The sequence below is a fragment of the Embleya sp. NPDC050154 genome (genome assembly GCF_044460165.1).
Lineage (GTDB): Bacteria > Actinomycetota > Actinomycetes > Streptomycetales > Streptomycetaceae > Embleya.
Genome location: NZ_JBITJP010000013.1, coordinates 236247 through 258569, shown reverse-complemented (window position 1 = coordinate 258569; position 22323 = coordinate 236247). Strand labels below are relative to the sequence as shown.

Sequence of the window (22323 nt, the reverse complement as noted above, 5' to 3'; positions counted from 1 at the left end):
CCGTCGAGAGTGCCCGACGCGGCCTGTTTCCCGTCGGGTTCGATCGCGAGGATTCCGGTATGCCGCAGAACGCTCAAGAGGCCACACGCGAACGCCCATCGAAACCGACGGCCGGCAGTCGGACCCGACGTCCCGGCCCGCTCGTGGGCGTCGAGGGGCTGGAGGCCCACGACGTCAGCTCCGCGCTCCTGCGTTCGATCGCCTCTCCCCCGCGTATCTTCGTCGGGTCGGCGCGCGAGCCCAACGCCCGTCCGGATTTCGCCACTTTGATGGCGTTGGCCGAAGCGGCCGGCGGTGAACCGTACATCCGTGGTGGTCGGTCCGCCTCCGAGACGCTCACGGTGATCGCCATGCAGACCCATCGCTACGAGTCCGCCCGGCTGTTCCTGGCGGCCGGGCGCACTGTCGTCGAGCAGCGCGGCGTCTACACCGCCGCCGTCGAGGACGCGGTCGCCCGTCATCCCGGTGACCTCGAGCAGGCCCACCAGGCCGCGCGGCGCTTCCTCGCGACCGTCGCGCAGTGGCGACCGCTGCCCGACGTGGTGTTGCTGACCGCGGACGAACCGCGGGCGATCGAGGAGCGGTTGCGCGCGCACGACCAGGAGAAGGGGCTGGACCCGGCCCAACTCGGCTTCAAGGCGACCTTGTTCGAGTTGCTCGCGGAGGACGACCCGGATCGCTTCCGGATCTTCGATCGCCGAGAGATCGGTGACGTTCCGGTGGGCGAGGCGGTGCGCGATTGGTTGTCCCGCGCGTTGCCGACGGAGTAGGACGAGCGCCCAGCGACCGCGCGGATCGCTCGCAGGGACGGCCCGCCTTCGCGGCTCGACCACGACGAACCGCGCGCATGACACCGATCGGCCGCCGGAGGATCGATCGTGATCCGGGCTGTGCGCGGGGCATCCCGCCCTACCCGAGCGGGTGATCGGCCCGGGCGGCACGGCGGCAGGTCCACGAACGACGGCCGGGCGTCGACCCCTTGCTGGGGTCGACGCCCGGTCGTGTGTGGGGATGTGCGGCGGTCGCACCCCGAAGGGTGCGCCTGCCCGGGGCCTGTGCGGACCGGCCCCGGCGTCCTAGCGGGGCGACACCGCGTGCTGCGAGACCCGCGGTCCGGTGGCGCGGTATCCGCCCCTGGTACCGCCGCCTCGGCCTCGGCCGTGTGACGAAGCGGAGCAAGTCATGTCGGGTTCCCTTCCGTTCCTGAAAGACGGTGCGGATCTGTTCAGGGTCGAGCCGGTGGTGTGATGAGCCGGGGAGCGCCGGGGAGACGGCGGCGCAGCACCTCGACGCGCCAAGCCTGCGCTACGGAACACCTGTGGCCAAGACTTCCAGGCCCCGGGAACGTGGCGTAAAGCCTCAGCAGATCTGGTGCTCGGATTCGGTCGGTCGCCGGGTGGGGGTGATCGGGACCGGTTCCTCCCGTCTTTCCGAACACCCGTGCCTGTCGCCGCCGTTCGCACGCAATCGGGAGACCTTCCCGTCATCGGAAGGGCTTCGGCAGGAGGAGCCGCGACCATCGACGCCGAACGGACGGCGGCCGAGCGGGCCACGGACACGACGACCGGGAACGTCGACCTGCGGGCCCCGGGATCCGCACTCATGTGTTTCGCGACTGTCGACGGCGCAACAGCAGCGCGGTGAGCGCCGCGCCGAGCAGGAGCGCGGCGGGCAGTCCGACCCAGACCAACGGGCCGCCGAACGCCGCCGAATCGTCCGAAGTCGAGGAGTCGGAGGCCTTCGGCGTGCTCTTCGCCGGAGTCTTCGTACCCGGGTTCGCGGCGGTCGACGGGGACTTCGCCGGCGGTGAGCCCGCTACCGACTGCCCGCTCTGCGCGTACACCGGACCGGGTTCCTTGGTGCCGCCCACCGAGACGTCCACGGCCAGCGTGCGCAACTCGCCCTCGCCCTGGGCCGCTACCGCGATGTAGTACCAGCCGGGCAGCATGTCGGCGACCTCCTGCTGCCGGTCGCTGCGGTTGAGGAAGCGCACGGGACGTGTCGCGAAGGGGTCGACGCCCTTCGAGAAGATGTGTTCGGTGTCGTGCACACCCCACGAGTCCTGGGCCAGTTGCTCGCGGATCGGGTTGTAGAAGTGGGTTTGTACGCCGACGATATCCTTGCCGCCGCCGACGCGCGTCTGGAAGGCGAGGCTTTGGCCCCAGTCGAGGCGGACCCGGTAGAAGGCCCACTCCCCCGGGGCGATCGTGTCGGTGTAGTGGCCGGACCCGGGCAGGGTGGTCGCCGAGCCGAACGAACCTCCGCCGACCACCGGTTGCGGAGCGCCGCCGGGCTCGGTGTAGCGCGCGAGGTCGGCCTCGGCCGGGCCCTTGTCCAGGGCCTGCGGTTCGAGCAGGACCTGGAGTTCGAGGGGTACCGGTGGTCCGGTCCCTCTGCGGGTCACCGAGAACACCTGTCGTCCCGGTTGCTCACAGCCGTTGGTGCCTCGACCGGATGCCGTCCAACTCACCGACGCCGTGACGACCTTGGACAGCCCTTGGTCGAGTCCGGTGTCCGATGCGCAGAAGCTGTTGCCGCGCTCGCCGAGCTGCTTGACGTCCAGGGCCTCCAGGCCCTTGACCTTGCTGACGGTGGTTCCCGACACGTACGCGGTGTAGCCCGCGGGCACGTCGACGGAGTAATACTTCACCTCTTTGTCCGTCAGCTCGTCCAGGTGGCCGCCGGGGGGCAGGGCCGCGGCGCGCGCGGGATCGGGACCGCCGTCGACGGGGGTGCCCGCGGGTTCGTAGCTGCGCAGCGCCCGCTGGGTCACCCGGGTCAGTTCGCGTTCGAGCGAGCCGGCGTCCGGGGCGTCGGCGTAGGTGCCGCCCGAGGCCCGGGCGATGCACATCAGTTGTGCGCGGGTCTTGGCGTCCGCCGCGAAGCCGACGGTGTGCACGCGCATGTCCACCCCCTGCGCGGCGAGTTCGCGTGCCACTTGGCAGGGTTCCGGGGGCGCGCAGGTGTCCTCGCCGTCGGAGACCAGCACGATCGAGCGTGGGCCCTCCTTCGGCAGCGCCTCGGCGGCCTTGCGCAACGCCGGACCCATCGGGGTCCAGCCCAGCGGCCGGATCGCCTGCGCCGCGGCCTTGAGGTCCTGCTCCGGCGCGGTGCCGACGGGTCGCACCACCGTGACGTCGCGACAGCCGTCGGCCTTGTCGGTGGTGGACCCGCTCTGCCCGGTGCCGTACACCGTCAGTCCCATCCGTGAACCCGACGGCGCGGCGTCCACCAGCGTGCCGATCGCCTTCTTGGCGGCATCGATCCGGGTTCCGGTCCCGGCGCGTTCGTTCATCGACCCTGAGGCGTCCAGAACCAGCATCACCGGGCTGAGCGTGCCCGGTTCGGCCGCGTGCGCCGGTGATTGGCCGGTGGGCGCCCAGGCGATGCCGAAGGCCAGCGCCAGGGCGGTGCACGCCGGGAGTGCTCTCGATCTCATGGCCGGAAATCTAGACTGGATTGCACTCGCAAACAATGGATTTGCAAAGAGCAATCGTGAATGATTCGACTTGCATCACCGGGACATGTCACCGAAAAACCATTGTTGCAGTTGCAAATACTTCGACTCGGACCCCCATCGTACGCCCAAGATCGTTCGACCGTTACCGGCACGTATACCTCTGCCGGTTCATCGGCTCGCCCTTGCCGCTCGCGCGAGGACGGCGAAAATCTTCCCCCCGGACTCTGTCATCGGATCGAGTCGACGCCTCGAGTTCGGGGAGCTTCACAGTGCAACGAGGTCTTACCGGTTCGATCGCCGCCGGTCTGGGCGTGGGCGCCTTCGCGCTGATCGCGCCGATCGCGGCGGCCGGGTCGGCCCACGCGGCCGACGACGACAAGAAGGCGTGTGGGCCGGTCACCATCGAATGGTCCATCGACGACAAGACCTGGTCCAAGGCCGGCCTGTTGGGCGCGCTTCACACCAAGGTGAGCGTGCGCATCGCCGGCGATGTGGCCAAGTCGTGCAGTTACAAGGTCTCCCTCGCCTCCTACAGCGCGGAGGGACCCACCTGGAAAACCTCGGGGATCCAGCGGTATCTCGGCTCCAAGACGGTGACCCTGAGCAGCGCGCACAAGAGCGCCAAGCTCGACATCTCCAAGTACGCGCCGCCCTGCTTCGGCCAGATAGACCTGTACGGCAACGACAAGGTCTACGACGGCAAAGCCAATCCGCTGCCGCGCTATCCCGACGCGAAGTTCCCCGTCGATCTGATCGCCGGGTGGAACGGCGGCAAGGAATGCGCGCCGCCGACGACCAAGCCCCCCACCACGAAGCCGCCCACCAGCGCGCCGCCCACCACGAAACCGCCCACGACCGCGCCGCCGACCACGGCGCCGCCCACCACGACCCCATCCAGCACGGCGCCCTCGAGTTCGGCACCGCCGACCACGAAGCCGCCCACCACCACCCCGCCGTCCGAGGACCAGCGCACCCCCGAGACCGCCCCGCCGGTCACCGGCCAACTCGCCCAGACCGGCGGCAACAGCGGCATCAAGCGGATCGCCGGCGCGTCCGTCGCGATCCTGGTCGCCGCGGTCGGCGCCCTGCTGCTGATCGGCCGTCGCCCGCACCGGTCGGGCCCCCGTTCGCACTGATCCGGGGCGGATTTCCGCCGCGGCTCATCCGGAACGCGCGGATCCGCGAACCGCCCTCGCACCACGAGAGCCTCTGCTCTAGGCTCCCGACGTCGCACCGCTCCGGTGTCCTTTTCAGGACTCCGGGCCGAGTCCCGGTGGCCTGACAGGCGCCCCCATACCGGTTGCGGGTAAGTCGACTTCGGGAGCAGCGAAGTACCGTGGAGGGCTTCTTGCGATTTCGTTCGCTCAAATTCGTGTTGCCCGCGTTCCTGTTGGTCGGCGCAGGTGTGACCTTCGGAGTGGCCTCGGGTGACTCGGACAACTCCAAGGCCACGGTGCCCACCAATGAGAACGCCTATGTGAGCCAGGTGGCGCCGGCCAAGGCGCACGCCACGCAGACCTGGTTGTCGGTGTGTCCGGCAACCTGTGAGGGAGCTCCCCGCTCCGAACGGCGGGCGTTCGTCAAGTTCACCGTCGCGGGGGTACCCGCGGGCGCGCGTGATGTGCGGCTGAGTCTGGATCTGTACTCGGCCAGGACCACCGACACCTCCGTGCGCGTGCACAAGGTCACCGGTTCCTGGTCGGCGAAGAGCCTGACCTGGAACAAACAACCCGCGTTCGGTGATGTGGTGGGCTCACGCGACGGCTTCACCGCGTCGCAGGTCGGCTCGATCGACGTCTCGTCGGCCTTCGCCGGCAACGGGGCGTACAGCTTCGCGCTCACGGCCGGGAAGGGCGCGCAGGGCGTATTCCAGTCCTCGCGCGCGAGTGCCGCGCAGGCCCCGCGCCTGTCGGTGAGCTGGACCGATCCGGCCACCCCCACCACCGGGTCGCTTCCGTTCGAGATGCCGTCCACGTCGGCTCTGCGCGCGAGCGACAAAAAGGTGTACGCGCATTACTTCACCCCCTACCCCGCTTCCCTCGACAATCAGGAGCCGACCCAGGACTACTACAGCCGCAACTACCTCAACCCCGCGGGCGAGAGCGGCAAGCACGCCGCGTACGGCGGGCTGCTGCGGGACCGGCCGGTCCCGCGTGGGCCGTTGACCGGGGACTGGCAGCTGCAGGACATGCAGCGCGAGATCCGCGACGCGACCGCGGCGGGCGTCGACGGCTTCACCGTCGACGTACTGTCCACCACCGGCGCGCACTGGACCAGGATCAAGAACCTGATCAAGGCCGCCGAGACCGTCGACCCCGGCTTCGCGATCGTGCTGATGCCGGACATGACCTCGCTCAAGGACGCAACACCCGCGAGCCTGGCCGCGTCGATGGCCGACCTGGCCTCCTCGCGGTCCGTCCGGCGCCTCGCGGACGGCCGCGTGGTGATCTCCCCCTTCAAGGCGGAGCAGCAAACCCCGCAGTGGTGGGGCGAGTTCGCGACCGCGATGACCAAGACGCACAAGCTCGGCACCGCGCTGGTCCCGGTGTTCCTGAACTTCTCGGCGAACGCCGACAAGTACGCCTCGGTCAGCTACGGATTCTCGAGCTGGGGCAATCGCAGTCCCAACCGTCAGGGCAACATCCAGTGGGACATCGCCAAGGCCCACAGCCTCGGCAAGATCTGGATGCAGCCGGTCGCGGTCCAGGACGAGCGCCCCAACCAGGGCATCTACGACGAGGCGAACAACACCGAGAACCTGCGCACCTCGTGGGACAACACCATCTCCGGGGGAGCCGACTGGGTACAGCTCACCACCTGGAACGACTACTCCGAGGGCACCCAGTTCCAGCCCTCGGCCAACTCCGGACACACCTGGGTCGACATCAGCGACTACTACCTGGTCCGGTTCAAGACCGGGGCCTGGCCCCGGATCACGCGTGACACGGCGTACCTCACGCATCGCGTGCAGTTCGCCGCGGCCAAGCCCACGGGCGGCACGCAGACGAAGTTGATGACACCGAGGTCGGGGACCAACGCGCCCCGGGACTCGGTGGAGGTGCTGACCTTCCTGGTCGCACCGGCGACGGTGAACGCGACGATCGGCGGCGCCGGCCAGAGCTATCAGGCGGCGGCCGGCGTACAGGCGAAGCTCTTCCCGCTCGCCTACGGCACCAACTCGGCGTCGATCGTTCGCAACTCGGCCACGGTGGCGACGGTTTCCTCACCCAACGTGGTGCGGAAGGACTTCGCCGCCCAGGACCTCGGCTACCGAGGCGCGAGCAGCGGCCGACCGGGCGCGGGCTGACACTCCGCACCCACCGAGTGGAACAACGTGGGGGTCGGGTCCGTTGCGGATCCGACCCCCACTCTCGTCCGTCCGGACGGAGTCGCCGCTCGCGGGCGACACGTCCACGGGAACAGGACGGGAACGGGACAGGAACGATGTAGCGCCGACCCCCGGCCGGGGGTCGGCGCTGCATCGTCGTATGGGTGGCACTCACCGGCGGCGGGCGGCGGAACTCGGGTCGCCTTCGCTGCCCGGCGATACGGGGGGCGAATCACCGGGCCTATCGCGGTACTCGGCACGACGCCCCGGAAGACGAGGCGCAACTCGTCTTCCGGGGCGTCGCAATCGCGTACGGGCTTGGGCCGGGACGAATAGCCCTATCCCGTACGGGTGTTGGCGCTCGAAGTCGGGCGGCGATCGCCGGAGAGGGTGCGCTTCCCCCGCGCCATTGAGGGGGAACGCCCGGCCGCCGCCCGATCCGCGGCGCTCAGTTCCCTCGGCCCGCCTGGGCGGACGTCGGGTGGTGGGACCTCGACTTGTGCCCGCCGGGCACACGATGCACGCTGCGCGGTGTCCGGGCGATGCCGAGGCGGGAAGTGCCTCGGGCGTCGCCGGCGCGGCCTGGGCCGCGGGACGATACGGAGCAGTCCATCGGGTTCCCTTCGGTTCCTGAAGGATGACGAGGCTCTTTCAGGACAAGCCGGGGGTGTAGCGAACGAAGGCGCGCCCCGCGGGGTGTGGCGGTGAAGCGCTTCGATGCGACCAGCCTGCGGCATGGGAACCGGTTGGCCAAGTACGCGCAGGCTGCGGGAATGTGGGGCGCAGGACAAGCGGACCTGGCGCTTGGGGGCGGGGAGGGGGCCGGGTGCGGTGGAGGTTCGTTTGCGGCGGGATCAGAAACCCATGGCCAGTTGGGCCACTCGGCCGGCCGCTCGATCGGTCACCGGGTTCGGGACCTGACCTGCCAGCTCCCTCGGCACCGTCTTCTCCTGGCCTCGGGCAACCCGATTGACGGCGGCGACTCCCTTGGCGACAGCGAGGGTCGTCGAGGCGAGACCCGCCGTGTGTGCGTCGAGGACCTTCGCACCCACGCTCACCGCGAACTTGGTTCCGGCGGCGGCGACTTTGTAGAGCTTGCTGTTCGCGACCACGTCCGGAGAGTTACGGGTCATCCTCGCGATGGCACGCACCGCCAGATTGTGTTTCCGGGGCGGATCGACGTTGTCGCCGATCGCTTCCTTCCCCATGTCGTACTTGTGGATCGGCACTTGCGCCCTTTCATTTCGCTGCGGTGTCTTGCCCTCTTCGCGCCCGGGATGTCAGTCGCCGGGTTGTCGCACTTGACCCGTGTCCCGACTGCGGGTCGCGGTTTTCTGGGGTCCTGTGCCGTTACCGGCCCCTCCCAGACCAGGCGTGGTCCGAGCGGCTTCGGGCTTTGCGGTAACAGCCGGACCGGCAGCCCGGGCGATGCGGTTCGTGACACTCCGCACCGTCTCCGGGCTCAGCGGCTTGAGGCGGCCGGCCGTCGCCTCGGGCTTAACCGGCAAGGCCACGGATAGTTGGGGGCGTGCGGGTTCGCCATTGCTGATGCCCACCGCGTTGGCGACCGCTGCGGGGCTGACCGGACTCAGACCGTCGAGGGCGGAGGCAGCTCTCTTCGTCTGGGCGCGTGCCGTCCTGTTCGCAGCCCTGGTCTGACGACGCGCCTGACGCGCCTCCCGAGCCGCAGCCCGGTTCGCAACCCTGGTCTGACGCCGCGCCTGACGCCGCGCCTGACGAGCCTCCCGAGCCCCCGCCCGCTCCCGACGCGGCCCCTCAGCCCGAGCATCCGCCTGCTGAGCCTGCGCCCGCAAACCAGCCCGCAACCTCGTCAAAAACCCCTGCTCAGCCGCGTTCGCCGGAGCATTCGCCCGCGCCTGACGCCGCGCCTGACGCGCCTCCCGAGCCGCAACCCTGTTCGCAGCCCTGGTCTGACGACGCGCCTGACGCGCCTCCCGAGCCGCAGCCCGGTTCGCAACCCTGGTCTGACGCCGCGCCTGACGAGCCTCCCGAGCCCCCGCCCGCTCCCGACGCGGCCCCTCAGCCCGAGCATCCGCCTGCTGAGCCTGCGCCCGCAAACCAGCCCGCAACCTCGTCAAAAACCCCTGCTCAGCCGCGTTCGCCGGAGCATTCGCCCGCGCCTGACGCCGCGCCTGACGCGCCTCCCGCGCCGCAACCCTGTTCGCAGCCCTGGTCTGACGACGCGCCTGACGCGCCTCCCGAGCCGCAGCCCGGTTCGCAACCCTGGTCTGACGCCGCGCCTGACGAGCCTCCCGAGCCCCCGCCCGCTCCCGACGCGGCCCCTCAGCCCGAGCATCCGCCTGCTGAGCCTGCGCCCGCAAACCAGCCCGCAACCTCGTCAAAAACCCCTGCCTCGGACCCCTGCCCCGAGCATTGGCCCTCGCCTGCCGCATGTTGCGCACGGCGTCGCGGCCCCTGAGCACTTGGTTCCGCACGCCGCGGGCACCCGCCAGGAGGCCACGGCCGGCCCAACGAAGACCCGTCCATGTACCCCGACCCACCGCACGAGTTCCCGCCCAGATGCCCCGACCCACCGCACGAGTACGCGCGAACCGACCTCGACCCGCGCCTCCGCGCTGAGTCACCAGCAGTCGCCGACCCGGCGCCAAACGCCGCGTCACACGGTTGGCCGCACCCGCTCGACCCACGGTCCTGTTGGGCGCGGTCCGCGAGGCCGGCCTCGAGTTGCGCTGCGCCGCCGCGTCCGCCCGCCGCGCCTGCCGATCTGTGAACCTCTGACGGGCAGCCCTGTAGGGCCGCACGACAACCGCTTGGTAGGCACGCCGTGCGCGGGCCGCCAAGCGGGCACGCAGCGGTTGCCGCTCCGGCGCCAAGCTGGTCAGAGGAGGCAGGCCCGCGTCCGCCCGGAGCTGATTCAAATGGGCCCGCGAAAGTGGTGGCACACCACGCAACGCCGACTCGTCCGAACGCAGCCCCTCACCCCGCTGCCGCTCGGCATTCGCCTCGCGTTCCGGCGCGCTCGCCTCCCGCTCAGGCGCCGGTGGTCGCGGGGCCGGGTCGGGGGCAGGGGCTGTCGGTTCGGCGGCCGGAGCACCACCCGCGGTGTCGGTGCCTGCGCCGGCTGCCGCACCGGTGCCGGGCAGCGGGCCAGGGATGGGGATCGTTTCCGCCCGCACATTTCGGGCGGCGAAGGAGTCCCGCAGGTTGCCGAAGAAGCGCCAGAGGCCGACTACGGGGCTCGCGATCACCCGGAGGAAGGGCAAGACGAAGCGACGGAAAAAGCCACGCCGGGCGTCGGGCTCCAGATTGATCCACGGATTGGGGGTCGCCACCGGCCGAATCTCCCTCTGACCAGACGCACGGAAAACTTCACGCTAGTGATCACGGGCGCGCCACGACTAGGTCGCAACACGCGGACCGATCACAGGTATTCGCGCGATCCGTCTGTTGCGCACGACTTACCCGGTGGCGGACCGATCGAACGCGGTCGACATCGCCGCGGAAAGTCCCGGTGCGTACAACGGGCTAGCCAACGCCTGCCCCATACTGCTAGAGCTGTTCGATGCTTCGGGGGAGACGGACGATGGGTCAGGCGGTTACATGAGTGCCGAGTCACGCAAGTCGTCGCCGAGCGGGCCGCGTGGTCGTGGAACCGCCGCTCGCGACGAGGCCCTACGAGTGTCCCTGCACGGTGCTGTCGCGCGGATCCGCCAGGCGCTGGCCGACGATCCGGTACGGACTCGCCCCGAGAGCGAACTCGATTCGCTTCGGGAACGGTTCGCCGATCACGGTGTGATCGTCGGGGCCCGGCATGGTCTGCTCGACGTGCCCACGCCCCAGGTCCTGTCGGCGTGTACCACGCCCGATTGGGCCTCCCGTTCGATCCTGCACTTCGTCGCGCTGCAAGCCGCTGTCGAGGACGAACTGCGCGGCATGTTGTCCGTCGCCGCGAACGAGGAGACATCCTCGGGCGGTCTCGTACCGACCTGGACCGCGCCCAAGCGCAGCGCCGGTGACGACTGGCTCGGCATCCCCTCGATCTGGCAGGGTCGGGTCGCCGAACCCCTGGGCGCGCTGGACGAGTTGTGGACCACGACATGCCGCGCCGTGCTGCGACGGGCGCCGGACGCCGACGCACTCCTGCGCCGGCTGGACCTGTTGTTGCCGGCCACCCGCGATCGCGACGTCGCGCCGTTGTCCGGCGGAGCCGGCGTACAGGCCTTGCGCGAACGCATCGCCGAAGGGGCGATCGCGTGGGACGATCCCGCCTCGGCACCGTCCGCCGGCACGTTGTGGGTACCGGAGGATTCCGGCGCCAACCCCTGGTTGCTGCAGGGGGCGAACGGGGTCCCGGCCGCCGGGATCACGCCCACCGTGTCGACCGCGTGGTGGTCGTGGTTGCGCGCGCTGTGGTCCCGGCTGACCGAGCGGGTATCCGCGTCGCTCGTCCCGGCGGTGACCGAGCTGCTCAGCCGGATCCTGACGCGACTGCTCGCGTTGTGGGCGGACCACGTGAGCCGTCGCGCAGCGAACTCGCCGGCACCGACGTTGCCCACCGGCGGGATCGATCTCGAAGCCCGCGGCCTCCCGTCGCTGCGCTCCGCCGTCGCGGCGGAGTCGACGGCCGCCGCCCCGCCGACGGTGCGCCCGCCGACGGTGCGCCCGCGTCCGATGCGCCCGGCCGTCGATCCGCCCACGCCCGCCCGCAGGAACCCGAGTGCGGCAACACCGGCAACGGCACCGGCAGCGGCACCGCCGGCTAGGCCGAACCCGGCGACACGATCGAGCGGCACAGCGACCAAGACCAAGACCAGGCCCGCGCCGACGACGCCCCCGACTCCGGCTCCGGCCCCCGCCCAGGTCTCGACCCCCGCCCCGGCCCCCGCGGCGGCCGCGCCCCCGTCGCCCACCCGTCGGGTGTCGTCCGTACGCACCCTGTCCGGCCCCTCGACCCGCCACCTCTCGGAAACGCAACCCGCCCAGGAGCCCGACGCCGATCGCGTCGCCGCACTCGCCAGGATCGGCCTGCTTCCCGTCTCGGGCGCGATCTCGAAGGTCCGCACCACGAAGTCGGGTTAGGTCCTGGCCGACACGTCGGTCGAAGGTCCACACGGCAAGGGCCGGCCGGCTCCGGCAGGGCCTCGAAGTGCCATCCGGCGAAGGCCGGAATGCGCGAAAGCCATGCCCGATTCCGCGTTTTGTGACCTATCGCGTTCCGATCCGCGCCTCTAGGCTCCTGTCGCGCCGGCACGAGCCCTGACCTGTCCATGCGGCGAGTCGCGGACTCCGGAGCGGAGTCGCCCCGCCGAGCGGAACGGAAATCCGTGATTCGCCCACGCTTGCCTCTGATATCCCTGCTGATCGCCGCCGCGCTGGCGCTGAGCGGTTGCTCGGCTGCCGGGAGCGGGAGCGTTCCCCTGGTGCGCAATCCGGTCGACGAGCCGGTCAAGGCACCCAAGCTGGTGGTTCCCGCCGGCTTCGACGTGAACAACGGCTGGCAGGCCGACGTCCGCAGTCGGGCCTACGTGGTCGCCCCCAAGGTCGGCGCACTGGTCAGCATCGACATCCGCAGCGACATCCCGTCGGCGGGCAGTGAGTCCACCACGCGAACCAAGACCGCCGTCGTCGCCCGCAGCGCCACCGACGGCAAGGTCTGGTGGTGGTCCCAGCCGGTGACCCCGCTGCAGGATCAGGAACGACCGGTCCTGTCGCTGATCACCGTTCGCGACACCGAGATGATCGTGCTGATGCGGTTGGGCACGATCCCGGAGGACGGGCTCAGCCGGGCCCGACGCGTCGTGGTGGTGGACAGCTTCGTCGCCGCCAGCAGTGGCCGGAGCGTGATTCCGCGGCAGCACCTGGTCCGGGACGTGCCCGAGGGGCTGACCGAGCTTCCGGCCCGGGTCGGGGACGGCGGGGTGTTGTTCCGCGACGACATCGACCGCCGCGACGAGGCCCCGTTCGAACGGGGTTCGGTGTGGAATCCCGAGACGGGCGAGGTCACGCCCACCGCGCCGACCGGACCGACTCCGCGTCGCTGCCTGCTGGGCAGCACCTGCGCGATGTTGTCGTATCCGATGTTGCCGACGGCGGCCGGAATGCTCAACGAGACCTGGCAGACGACCGATTCCAAGGACGAGAACGGCCTGCCGGACACGTGCCGCACCCGCAGTTCCCGAAACGAGGCATGTGGGCGCGGTTTCGAGGTCGCCGGACGTTGGAACAGCGGATCGGTGGCGCCGCCCGGGCGCGCGCTCGGGGTGCCGGTGAGTGTCACCAAGACCGCCGTGGTGGCGGCGTGGTGGACACCCGCCGAGGAGAACCAGCCGCAGGAGGTCCTGTACGTCGTGCACGACCTGGTCACCGGGGCGGTGTTGACGCAGATCCCCTGCCACACCCCGCGCGACGACAACCCGGACGAATACCATCAGCTGCTCCCCGCCCGGCACTCCCCCGACACCCGCTACCTCGTCGTCGGCCCGCTGGCCGTGGACATGCGCGGCACGGCCGTGTGTTTCGCCCAGAACGACCGCAACAACGCGGTCGAGCTGGAAACCGTCTCCAATGCCGGCATCGCGTACGGAACGATCCAAAGCTCCGACGGCAGCGACAAGCTCAACGCCGGGCGTGCCGCGCTGAACATCACCACGAAGGGCATCGAGGCCCTGCCCGCCGGAGTTCGTCCCCCTTCGATCCTCACCTCCTCCAGTGTCGGTGTGTTCGTGACCCGCAACACCGAGGGCCGGGAGCCGGTCGACACGACCCTGACGATGTATCCGCCGCCGCCCGCCGTACCCGTCCCCACCAAGAAGAAGAGTTGAGCCGGCCGAAGCGCGATTACCACATCGGTGGCGCCGGCCCGGCCACTATCCCGATCGCGCGGAACGCATCGCGCTCGGCGGATAGTTCGCCGACGGGCCGAACGTAAAGATTGACAATCGTTCCCTGTTTCGGGAAGAGGATCCATGTCCCAACACTCCGAGCCTGCCGCGCAGCCGGGTCGAACGATCGCCGCCTCCCTGTCGATCGAGTCGACCCGCCGCCAGGTCGCCCAGGCCGTCGCCTCGATCCGACGTGGTCGCGAACGCTCGACCACCGTCGTCGCCGTGGTCGCCGTCGGCTCACTCTTCGCGACCTCGGTCGTCGTCGGAATCGGCGTGGCCGGAGCCGACGCCGACCTGGCCGACGTGGGCGCCTGGCTGCCCAGCGCGAACGGCAGCATGGTTCATGTCAACGGCCTCTCCGGCGACATCACCGGCCGAGTACGGCTGCCCGGGGCCCCCGGCTCCAACTACCAGGTGAGCGAGGACGGCGACACCGTCCTGGTGATGGACGAATCGACCGGCCAGGTCACCCGGATCGACCCCGCCCAGTTGACCGCTCCGTTGTCGGTCGACCTCGGCGACGCCGGCATGCAGTTGGTCACCGGTGGCGAGCGCGCGTGGTTGGTGGAATCCGGTACGGCGCCGGGCGCCACGACGGCCGTGGTGCGGCCGATCGATCCGGGCACCCTCGCGCCGCTGGGACCGCCGATCGCCCTCGGCGCCAAGCCGATCGGTCGCGCCCAGGCGGACGCCAAGGGCACGCTGTGGATTCCGATCCCCTCCAAGGGTGAGGTGATCCCGGTCCGCGGCGCCGTGTTGGGCACGCCGATCAAGGTGTCCGAGCCGAACAGCCCGATCACGCTCGCCCTCGTCGCGGATCGCGCGGTCATCGTCGACGCCGCGGCCGGCGCCGCGAAGATTCTCACCGACACCGGCGTGCAGACGACCATCACGCTGCCGTCCGATCTGTTCAAGGGCGGCCTCGACAAGACCGTCGTACCCGGCAAGAGCGAAGGACAGGTACTGCCCGTCCTGAGCACCGCCGACGGCACCCTCGTCCTGGTGGACATCGCGGCGGGCAAGGTGTCCGCGGTTCCGCTGGGCACCGGCGGGAATGTCCTGGGCGAACCTCAGGTCCTGGGCAAGAAGGTCTACATCGCCGACCGCACCAGCGGTTCGCTGATCGTGTACAACACCGAGCAGGCCAAGCTCGAGGAGCAGGTCAAGGTCACCGGCGTCGCCGGCGAGTTGGAGACCTTCGTCCGCGACGGTCTGCTGTGGGTCAACGACGAGAAGAACGCCACCGCGGTGGTCGTCGACGGCGACGGCAAGCTGCACAAGGTGCAGAAGTACGACGAGAAGGGCGGCAACCCGGTCCCGGGTGACGAGCTGCCCCCGACGCTTCCGCCCACGACGCCGCCCGCCGAGGATCAGCAGCGGCCGAACAACCCGGGCAACGCCGACGTTCCGCCGAACCCGAAGGACAACGAAGGCGACGGCGACAACGACCGCGGCAACGACGACCCGGGCCGGGACAAGCCCACGGATCGTCCGACCCAGGGCGGCGGCAACACGTCCACCCCCGATCCCGGCAACGACCCGAAGCCGCAGCCCACCACCACCATCACGGTCACCGCCCCGCCCGTCCCGACGGGCAGCTCGACGCCGACGGCCACGACGACACCGACGGCGAGCAGTACGCCGTCGGCATCCGCGTCCCCGTCGGCGTCCGCGTCCAAGAGCCCCACGGCGTCCAGCACGCCGACGAAACCCGGTGGCACCACAACGGCGAGCCCCACGCAGACGACGCCGACACCCGATCCCCCGAAGCAGACGGCTCCCACAACGCTTAAGGCAACATCCGGCGCGGGCTTCATCACCGTCACGTTCGCCAAGTCCAGTGGAGCGACACCCCAGAGCTACCGCATCGACGGTCTCAAGGACGGCATGAAGGCCGAGCCCACTTCCTTGGGCCCCAAGGCCACATCGTCGTTCAAGGTCACCGGGGGCCAGTGCAAGACGGAATACAGCTTCACCGTGACCGCGGTCTTCGCCGACGGCGTGGAGAAGACGTCGAAGCCTTCTACGGCGGTGCGTCCCTGCACACTCCCGGCCGCGCCCAAGGGCCTCACCGCGAAGCCCGCCGCAGGCGGCCACGGTGGCACGTTCACGTGGACCGACGTCGCCGGCCTCACGTACTCGATCGACTTCCAGGACAAGACCACCAAGTCCACCACCGCCAAGTTCGCGGTGAGCAACCTCAAGAACAGCAAGACATACCCGATCACCATCAGCGCGACCAACGAGGCCGGCACCAGCCCCAAGGCCACGGGGAGCCTGAACCTGACCCCGCCGAAGCGCACCTACAAGGTCGGCCCGAACATCGACAACAACGTCACGATCGGCATCCGCTCGGGTCCCTCCGTCGCCGGCACCGTGCGCAACGGCTACATCGCGGCCGACTACACCGGCAACATCACCGTGATCTGCCAGGTCAAGGGCGAGCACCAGGTCCGCCAGGGAACCAACGTGACCGGTTCGATCTGGGACAAGGTCGAGTACAGCGGACCGGGCGACCCCGGCAACGGCTGGACCAGCGACCTCTACATCCGCACGCCCAACTCCAACAGCGGCACATTCTCGTCATCGGAGTTGTGGCAGTGCGAGTGATCGCGACCGGGCAGCCCGCCTGACGCGACAAGCATTCCCCGGTGGTGCGCCCCCTTTCCCGATCGGGGCGCACCACCGAGTCACCCCAGCCCGTCCGCGACCACACACCCGTCAAGACGCGGCAAGCCCTCCCGCCTTCCCCGACCGTCCACGGCACGGAGTGACGGTGGGCGATCGACCTGGAGCGCCGTGAACACGATGCCATCGACGACGAACGACGATCGTCAGAACTCCCTGCCGTTCCATGCCCCCGACGCGCTGGCGTTGTTCGGCGAGTGCTTCAGCGCCCTCGCCGACAACATCGAGCGGGTCGTCGTCGGCAAGCGGGAGCAGATCGAACTGGCGCTGACCTGCCTGTTCGCCGAGGGTCATCTGCTGGTCGAGGACGTGCCCGGAACCGGCAAGACCACCCTTGCCCGCGCGCTCGCGGCCTCGCTCGACGCCGCGTGGCAGCGCGTGCAGTTCACCCCGGACCTGTTGCCGTCCGACATCACCGGCGTGTCGATGTTCCGCCAGACGACCAACACGTTCGAGTTCCTGCCCGGACCGATCTTCGCGAACATCGTGATCGGCGACGAGATCAACCGGGCCTCGCCGAAGACCCAGTCGGCGCTCCTGGAGGTGATGGAGGAGGCCCGGGTCACCGTGGACGGCGTGGCGCACCCGGTACCCCGCCCGTTCATGGTGATCGCCACCCAGAACCCGGTGGACATGTCCGGCACCTATCCGCTGCCCGAAGCGCAGTTGGACCGCTTCCTGATGCGGATGTCCCTGGGCTATCCGGACCTGCGCTCGGAGGTGGCGGTCGCGGCCGGGGCGAACGGCGCCCCCTCGATCGAGACGCTCCCCACCATCGCGACGGCGCAACACATCCAGGAGTTCGTCCAGATCACCCGCAGCCGGGTCAAGGCGGTCGAATCGGTTGTCGAGTACGCCGTGCGGATCGGCCACGCGACCCGCGAGTCGACACACACCCGACTGGGCGCCGGGCCGCGCGGCAGCGTGTCGTTGATCCGGGCCGCCCGGGTCCGGGCCGCGTCGCAGCGCCGCGCGCACATCCTGCCCGAGGACATCAAGGCGCTCGCCGGACCGGTCCTGACGCACCGTCTGCTGCTCACCCCCGAAGCGGAGTTGAGCGGCGTCACCGCCGCCGACGTGCTCACCGAGGTGCTCTCCCAGGTCAGCGTCCCGAGCGCGACGGCACTGAAGGCGAACGCTTGATGCTCTCCTCCAGCGGGCGCGGTGTGCTCGTCTTCGGCCTGGTCCTGTGCGGGCTCGGCTGGGGGTTGGGGTATCGCGAGGGCGTGGTCCTGGGAGTCGCGTGCCTGGTCTCCGTGACCGTCGCCGTGACCTGGACCCTGCGCCGCTCCTCCGTGGCCGCGAAACGCGAAGTGGTGCCCGCGAAGGTCGCCCGCGGCGACATCGCCCAGGGCCGGGTCACCCTGGTGAACACCGGGCGGCGGGCGCTGCGCGGACTGCGGGCCGAGGACCACGTGGCGGGCCTGATGGTTCCTCCCGTCGACCTGCCGCCCGTTGCCGCCGGTGCCGAGATCCGGGCCCGGTACACGCTGCCCACCCACCGCCGCGGCCGGGTGGAGATCGGCCCGATGCACCTCGTGCGCAGCGATCCGCTGGGGCTGACCCGACGTTCGCGTCGGCACGGCGAGTTGGAGACCCTGCTCGTGCGACCGCGCACGATCGCGCTCCAGTCGCTGCCGGCCGGCCGCACCCACCACCTCGAGGGCCCGAACTCCGATACCGCGGACGACGGGACGCTCACCTTCCATTCGCTGCGCGAGTACGTCATGGGTGACGACCTGCGTCGGGTGCACTGGCGTTCCACCGCGCGCACCGGAACGATGATGGTCCGCAAGCTGATCGACGTGAGCCTGCCGCAGACCACGCTGGTCCTGGACACCAACCTCGCCGCGTTCGCCGAGGGGGTGAACGCCGACGAGCGCGACGAGGCGTTCGAGGTCGCCGTCGACGTCACGGCGTCGGTGGCGCTGGCCGCCGCGAACAACAACTTCCCGCTGAAGGTGGTGACCGGGCGCGGGGCGTTGCCCGCTCCGCTGGGCGATCACCGCAGTGCCGAGCACTGGCTCGACCTGCTCGCCGAGGTCTCGGCACACGAGGACCACTCGTTGTCGGACGCCTTCGACGTGGTCGAACGTACCCGGGCCGGCGACACGTTGATCGTGGTCACCGGCAGCACCGACACCCCCGGGTTGCCGCGGATGGACCGGGTCCAGGGCCGGTTCGATCGTGCGTTGCTGATTCGCGTCGCCCCACCCTCGACCACCGACCCCGGCCGGCGCTCGACCGCCCGGCCGACCGCGATGCACGTGTCGCAGATCCGGGTGTCCAGCCTGGAGGAGATGGCCGTGGCGTGGCGCAAGGAGATTTCCCGGTGAGCACCACTCTCGACGATCGCCCGGTGGAGTCCGGGCCCACCGGCGATTCCCGGCCGGGCGGAGCGGCGACCGCGCCGCCCGCGCGCCCGAATCACCCACGTGGTCGGCTCGATCGGCCGGATGCCGACCATCGCTCCCTGTGGTCGCTGATTCCCGTGACGCTCGCCGCGTTGTCGGTGGGCTGGGCGTTCGGCCGCACCTTCGAGACGCGCGACCTGGTGCCGGTGATCCTCCCGTCCGCGATCGTGCCGGTGTTGTTGTCGGTCGCCTGCTCGCGACCGGTGCGGTCCCCGGCGCCGTCGGGCACCGCCGCCTGGACCGGGGCGGCCCGACGCGGGCCGGCCGTACGGCCGTTGTGGCCGTCGTTGATCATCACCGTGGTGTGCTGGTCGCTGGTGTTGTCCGCGACGCTTTTCCGGGACCGGGCCGCGGGTGGTTTCCTGCCGAGCATCGGGCTGATCCGGGAGATCTGGTCGGCGCTGTTGGACTCGCCGCACGCGGTGTTGAGTGTGGTGGCGCCGGTGCCCGGTGATGCCGAGATGCTCGTGCTGCCCGCGACGTGTGTGTGGCTTGCCGCCCTCGGCGGCGCCGAGTTGGCACTGCGTACCCGCACGGTCGTCGCACCCGCGGTGCCCTCGGTGTTGTTGTTCGCGGTACCGGCCGTGCTGGGGACGGGTGGGCCGGGAAGCAATGTCGCGGCGTCGGTGGCGTTGGCGGGCTCCGTCGGCCTGTTGCTCGTCGCGCGGCGTCCGGGGCGCGGATCGGGGCTGCGCAACCTGTCGATCGGCCTGCCGTTGGTGGTGGCCTCGTCGGTGTTCGCGGGCGCGATCGGTCCCGCGCTGCCCGGGGCGACCGCACGCGAGGCGCCGGACCTGCACACGCTCGTCGAACCGCCGACCGATGTGCGCCTGGGCGGGGCCAGCCCGTTGGATCGCATCTCCGCGTGGTTGCAGACCCCCGAACGTCCACTGTTCACCGTCTCCGGCCCGGCCCCCGCGGAACGCAACTGGCGGCTGGCGGTGTTCGACTCCTACAACGGGGTGCGCTGGGCTCCGGCCGACGACCTGCGCACCACGACCGGGCGCGTTCCCGACCGTGAGGACACCTCCGTGGTGTCCAAGACGGCCGAGTCGCATCTGGTGACCATCAAGGAACTCGGCGGGATCTGGCTGCCCGCGGCGGACCGACCGCGCGAGATCCGTCCGCCGGCCGGCCTCGAGATCTCGGTGGAGCAGCACAGCGGCACGGTGGCCGCGCACCGGCGGCTGCCTGCGGGGACCCGCTACGAGGTCGACTCGCGCGTCCCGGTCCTGGATCCCAACCGCCTGCAGTTCCTGCCGGTCGGTACGGATCCCGCCTTCATCACCATGCCGGACAAGGACGTCACGGGCGAGCCGTTCGAGGCGCTGCCGGTGTTTCGGCGACTCGCCGAGGAGGCGACCACCGGCGCCAGCTTCCCCTACCAGCAGGCGCTGCGGCTCGCGTCGTGGTTGCGCACCAACTACCGATACGACATCACGGCCACCCCGGGACACTCGTACCGCAACCTCCAGTTCTTCCTCGAGTCGGGCAAGATCGGCACCTCGGAGCAGTTCGCGACCGCGTTCGCGGTGATGGCGCGCACGCTGAACCTCCCGAGCCGCGTGGTGGTCGGGTTCTCCTCGGGAACCGACATCGGCGGCGGGGTGCGCGAGGTGCGGGCCGGGGACGTGGTCGCGTGGCCGGAGATCGAGTTCGCCGGCGCCGGATGGGTGCCCTTCTTCCCCACCCCGGGACGCCAGAACGAACCGGGTGACCGGAACAAGGCACCCGGCCAGGACGTGGCCCAGCCGGGCACGGTGGCCTCGCCGCCGCCTCCGCAGCTCACTCGCGACCAGGTCGACGCGGGCATCGAGGGCACCGATCGCAGCGGTGTGGCGCCGGACCCCCACGACGGCGAGGACAAGGACTCCGGTATTCCGTGGTGGCTGGTGGCCGCGGTCATCACCGCCGTCGTACTGCTGGGCTACGCGGTGCTGGTCTTCATCGCGCCGCGCGTGGAGCGGCGTCGACGTCGCGGCGGCACGCCGAACGAACGGGTTTTGGGCGCCTGGCAGTTGATCGGCGCGGCGCTCACCCGAGCCGGTCTGCCGGCCGGGAGCGCGGCGACGGCGCAGGAGGTCGCGGTGTACGGCGGCGCGCTGCTGCCCGCCGAGGTCGGGGCACGGCTGCCCGCGTTGGCGGACCTGGTCAACGACTGCGCGTACGGCGAACGGGTCGCCACGCAGCAGGAAGCCGACGACGCGTGGAGTCTGTGCGCCGCCCTGGAAGGGGTGTTGCGCCGCGAGTCGTCCACGACGTCACGCCGGCAGCGCGTGCTCGCGCGCTGGCGGCCGCGCAGGGTCATCGGGGTATTCGGGTTGTCGAAGGGACGGCGGGAGTGGGGGCAATGAGCAGCGGGGGAGCTTCGGGGATTCGGGCCGGCACGAGAGCGAGACTGGCGCGGCTCACCGCGGTCGTCGCCGCCGGCGCCTCCCTTGCCGGTTGTAGCCAGGTGCCGAACATGCTGGTGCAATCCCAGGATCGCGAGATATTCCTTTCCAGAGGCGGTGGGGCGACATCCGACCTGCTGGACGTGAACGCCATTCCGGAGAAATACCGGAAATACGTGCCCCAACTGGAGAAGGCCGGGGCAGCCTGCACCGACGTCACCGCGCCGTTGATCGCGGGACTCATCGAGACCGAGTCGAGTTGGGATCCGCCCCCGGTCAACAGTGATGCCGGGCGCGCCCAGGGCCTCGGCCAGTTCATGCCGGGCACCTGGAATGGCGACCCCAGAAAGACCGATGATGGGGCGGGTCGCGACGGAGACAACGACAATGTGAAGGACATCGGCAACCCGGCCGACGCGATCATCGCGATCGGCGACTACCTGTGCTCGATCGCCAAGAAGGTCCATGAGTTCCACGAAGAGGGCAAGATCCCCAATGTCCGGCCCGGCGAGCAGCTCAAGATGCCGGATCTGATGTTGGCGGGCTACCTCCGCGGTCCCTACATCTGGACCAACCCGCCCTCGGGCGTGACGTACGCCTCCGATGGCATGCCGCAAATCGACGACCCGAAGAACAAGACACCCCGGGAATACGCGAACGGAATCATCAAGCTCGCCAAGGAGAAGTATTCGATCAAGGGAGCCGGCGGCAATCTCCCCGCGATCGTGGGCCAGGATCGGCAGGCCATCATCAGTCGGGCGAAGGTGTGGACCGATGCCCGCGTCCCCTACAGCCAGAGCAACTACAAGGACGGCCTGATGGCCGACGGCAAGACGAAGCAGAGATACCGCACCGACTGCTCGGGCTTCGTCACCATGGCGTGGGGCGTGGAGGCCGGGGCGAACACCACGGCGATGACCGGCATGACCGAGCCGATCAAGAAGAGCGAACTGACGGCCGGTGACATCATCCTCGACGACGACGGCGGCAACTCCGGGCACGTCGTACTGTTCGAGAAGTGGGCCGACGGAGGCCAGACCGAGTACTGGGGATACGAGGAAGCCGGCAGCACGGGCGCGATCTACCGCAAGATCCCTTACCTCTACTTCAAGGGATCGGGGCCGTACGAGCCGCGTCGTTTGAAGGGGCTCAAGTAGGAGGCGACCCGCCCGCC

The 22323-nt window shown here is 70.1% G+C and carries 12 protein-coding genes; 10 read left to right on the top strand and 2 right to left on the bottom strand.

What is annotated here, in order from left to right; all coding sequences use genetic code 11:
* The first annotated feature begins 59 nt into the window (after window positions 1-59).
* Window positions 60-770: a hypothetical protein gene (locus ACIBSV_RS27035; RefSeq protein WP_395867365.1), complete on the top strand. Its 711-nt coding sequence runs from the start codon at window positions 60-62 to the stop codon at window positions 768-770.
* An 830-nt stretch (window positions 771-1600) separates the two neighbouring features.
* On the opposite strand, the gene ACIBSV_RS27030 is transcribed toward ACIBSV_RS27035, so the two are convergent.
* Window positions 1601-3439: a VWA domain-containing protein gene (locus ACIBSV_RS27030; RefSeq protein WP_395867364.1), complete on the bottom strand. Its 1839-nt coding sequence runs from the start codon at window positions 3437-3439 to the stop codon at window positions 1601-1603.
* 290 nt (window positions 3440-3729) lie between these two features.
* On the opposite strand from ACIBSV_RS27030, the gene ACIBSV_RS27025 reads away from it, so the two are divergent.
* Window positions 3730-4596, top strand: coding sequence for a hypothetical protein (locus tag ACIBSV_RS27025; RefSeq protein ID WP_395867362.1), 867 nt, complete (start codon window positions 3730-3732; stop codon window positions 4594-4596).
* 212 nt (window positions 4597-4808) lie between these two features.
* Complete coding sequence (locus tag ACIBSV_RS27020) at window positions 4809-6767, top strand: endo-1,3-alpha-glucanase family glycosylhydrolase (RefSeq protein WP_395867360.1); 1959 nt, start codon at window positions 4809-4811, stop codon at window positions 6765-6767.
* A gap of 875 nt (window positions 6768-7642) precedes the next feature.
* On the opposite strand, the gene ACIBSV_RS27015 is transcribed toward ACIBSV_RS27020, so the two are convergent.
* Window positions 7643-7921 carry a hypothetical protein gene (locus ACIBSV_RS27015; RefSeq protein ID WP_395867358.1) on the bottom strand — a complete coding sequence of 93 codons (279 nt, stop codon included), beginning with the start codon at window positions 7919-7921 and terminating at the stop codon, window positions 7643-7645.
* Between the two features lie 2527 nt (window positions 7922-10448).
* Here ACIBSV_RS27015 and ACIBSV_RS27010 point away from each other — a divergent pair.
* From ACIBSV_RS27010 to ACIBSV_RS26980, 7 genes are all read left to right on the top strand, one after another.
* On the top strand, window positions 10449-11849 hold the full coding sequence (locus ACIBSV_RS27010; protein WP_395867356.1) for a hypothetical protein: 1401 nt from the start codon (window positions 10449-10451) through the stop codon (window positions 11847-11849).
* Between the two features lie 260 nt (window positions 11850-12109).
* Window positions 12110-13591: a hypothetical protein gene (locus tag ACIBSV_RS27005; protein ID WP_395867354.1), complete on the top strand. Its 1482-nt coding sequence runs from the start codon at window positions 12110-12112 to the stop codon at window positions 13589-13591.
* Between the two features lie 144 nt (window positions 13592-13735).
* Entirely contained in the window at window positions 13736-16264 is a 2529-nt protein-coding gene (locus tag ACIBSV_RS27000; protein WP_395867352.1) for a hypothetical protein, read from the top strand.
* A 198-nt stretch (window positions 16265-16462) separates the two neighbouring features.
* Window positions 16463-17485: an AAA family ATPase gene (locus ACIBSV_RS26995; protein ID WP_395867456.1), complete on the top strand. Its 1023-nt coding sequence runs from the start codon at window positions 16463-16465 to the stop codon at window positions 17483-17485.
* Window positions 17485-18678 carry a DUF58 domain-containing protein gene (locus ACIBSV_RS26990; protein ID WP_395867350.1) on the top strand — a complete coding sequence of 398 codons (1194 nt, stop codon included), beginning with the start codon at window positions 17485-17487 and terminating at the stop codon, window positions 18676-18678. The genes ACIBSV_RS26995 and ACIBSV_RS26990 overlap by 1 nt, the downstream gene beginning before the upstream one ends.
* Entirely contained in the window at window positions 18675-21110 is a 2436-nt protein-coding gene (locus ACIBSV_RS26985; RefSeq protein WP_395867348.1) for a DUF3488 and transglutaminase-like domain-containing protein, read from the top strand. The genes ACIBSV_RS26990 and ACIBSV_RS26985 overlap by 4 nt, the downstream gene beginning before the upstream one ends.
* Window positions 21107-22306, top strand: coding sequence for a transglycosylase SLT domain-containing protein (locus ACIBSV_RS26980; RefSeq protein ID WP_395867346.1), 1200 nt, complete (start codon window positions 21107-21109; stop codon window positions 22304-22306). The genes ACIBSV_RS26985 and ACIBSV_RS26980 overlap by 4 nt, the downstream gene beginning before the upstream one ends.
* Window positions 22307-22323: the final 17 nt, after the last annotated feature.

What these genes read in the sequence shown, in the direction of transcription:
- ACIBSV_RS27000 (WP_395867352.1), top strand. Translation starts at nt 13,736, where the DNA reads ATGTCCCAACACTCCGAGCCTGCCGCGCAGCCGGGTCGAACGATCGCC.
- ACIBSV_RS27015 (WP_395867358.1), bottom strand. Translation starts at nt 7,921, where the DNA reads ATGACCCGTAACTCTCCGGACGTGGTCGCGAACAGCAAGCTCTACAAA.
- ACIBSV_RS26980 (WP_395867346.1), top strand. Translation starts at nt 21,107, where the DNA reads ATGAGCAGCGGGGGAGCTTCGGGGATTCGGGCCGGCACGAGAGCGAGA.
- ACIBSV_RS26995 (WP_395867456.1), top strand. Translation starts at nt 16,463, where the DNA reads ATGCCATCGACGACGAACGACGATCGTCAGAACTCCCTGCCGTTCCAT.
- ACIBSV_RS27030 (WP_395867364.1), bottom strand. Translation starts at nt 3,439, where the DNA reads ATGAGATCGAGAGCACTCCCGGCGTGCACCGCCCTGGCGCTGGCCTTC.
- ACIBSV_RS26990 (WP_395867350.1), top strand. Translation starts at nt 17,485, where the DNA reads ATGCTCTCCTCCAGCGGGCGCGGTGTGCTCGTCTTCGGCCTGGTCCTG.
- ACIBSV_RS27035 (WP_395867365.1), top strand. Translation starts at nt 60, where the DNA reads ATGCCGCAGAACGCTCAAGAGGCCACACGCGAACGCCCATCGAAACCG.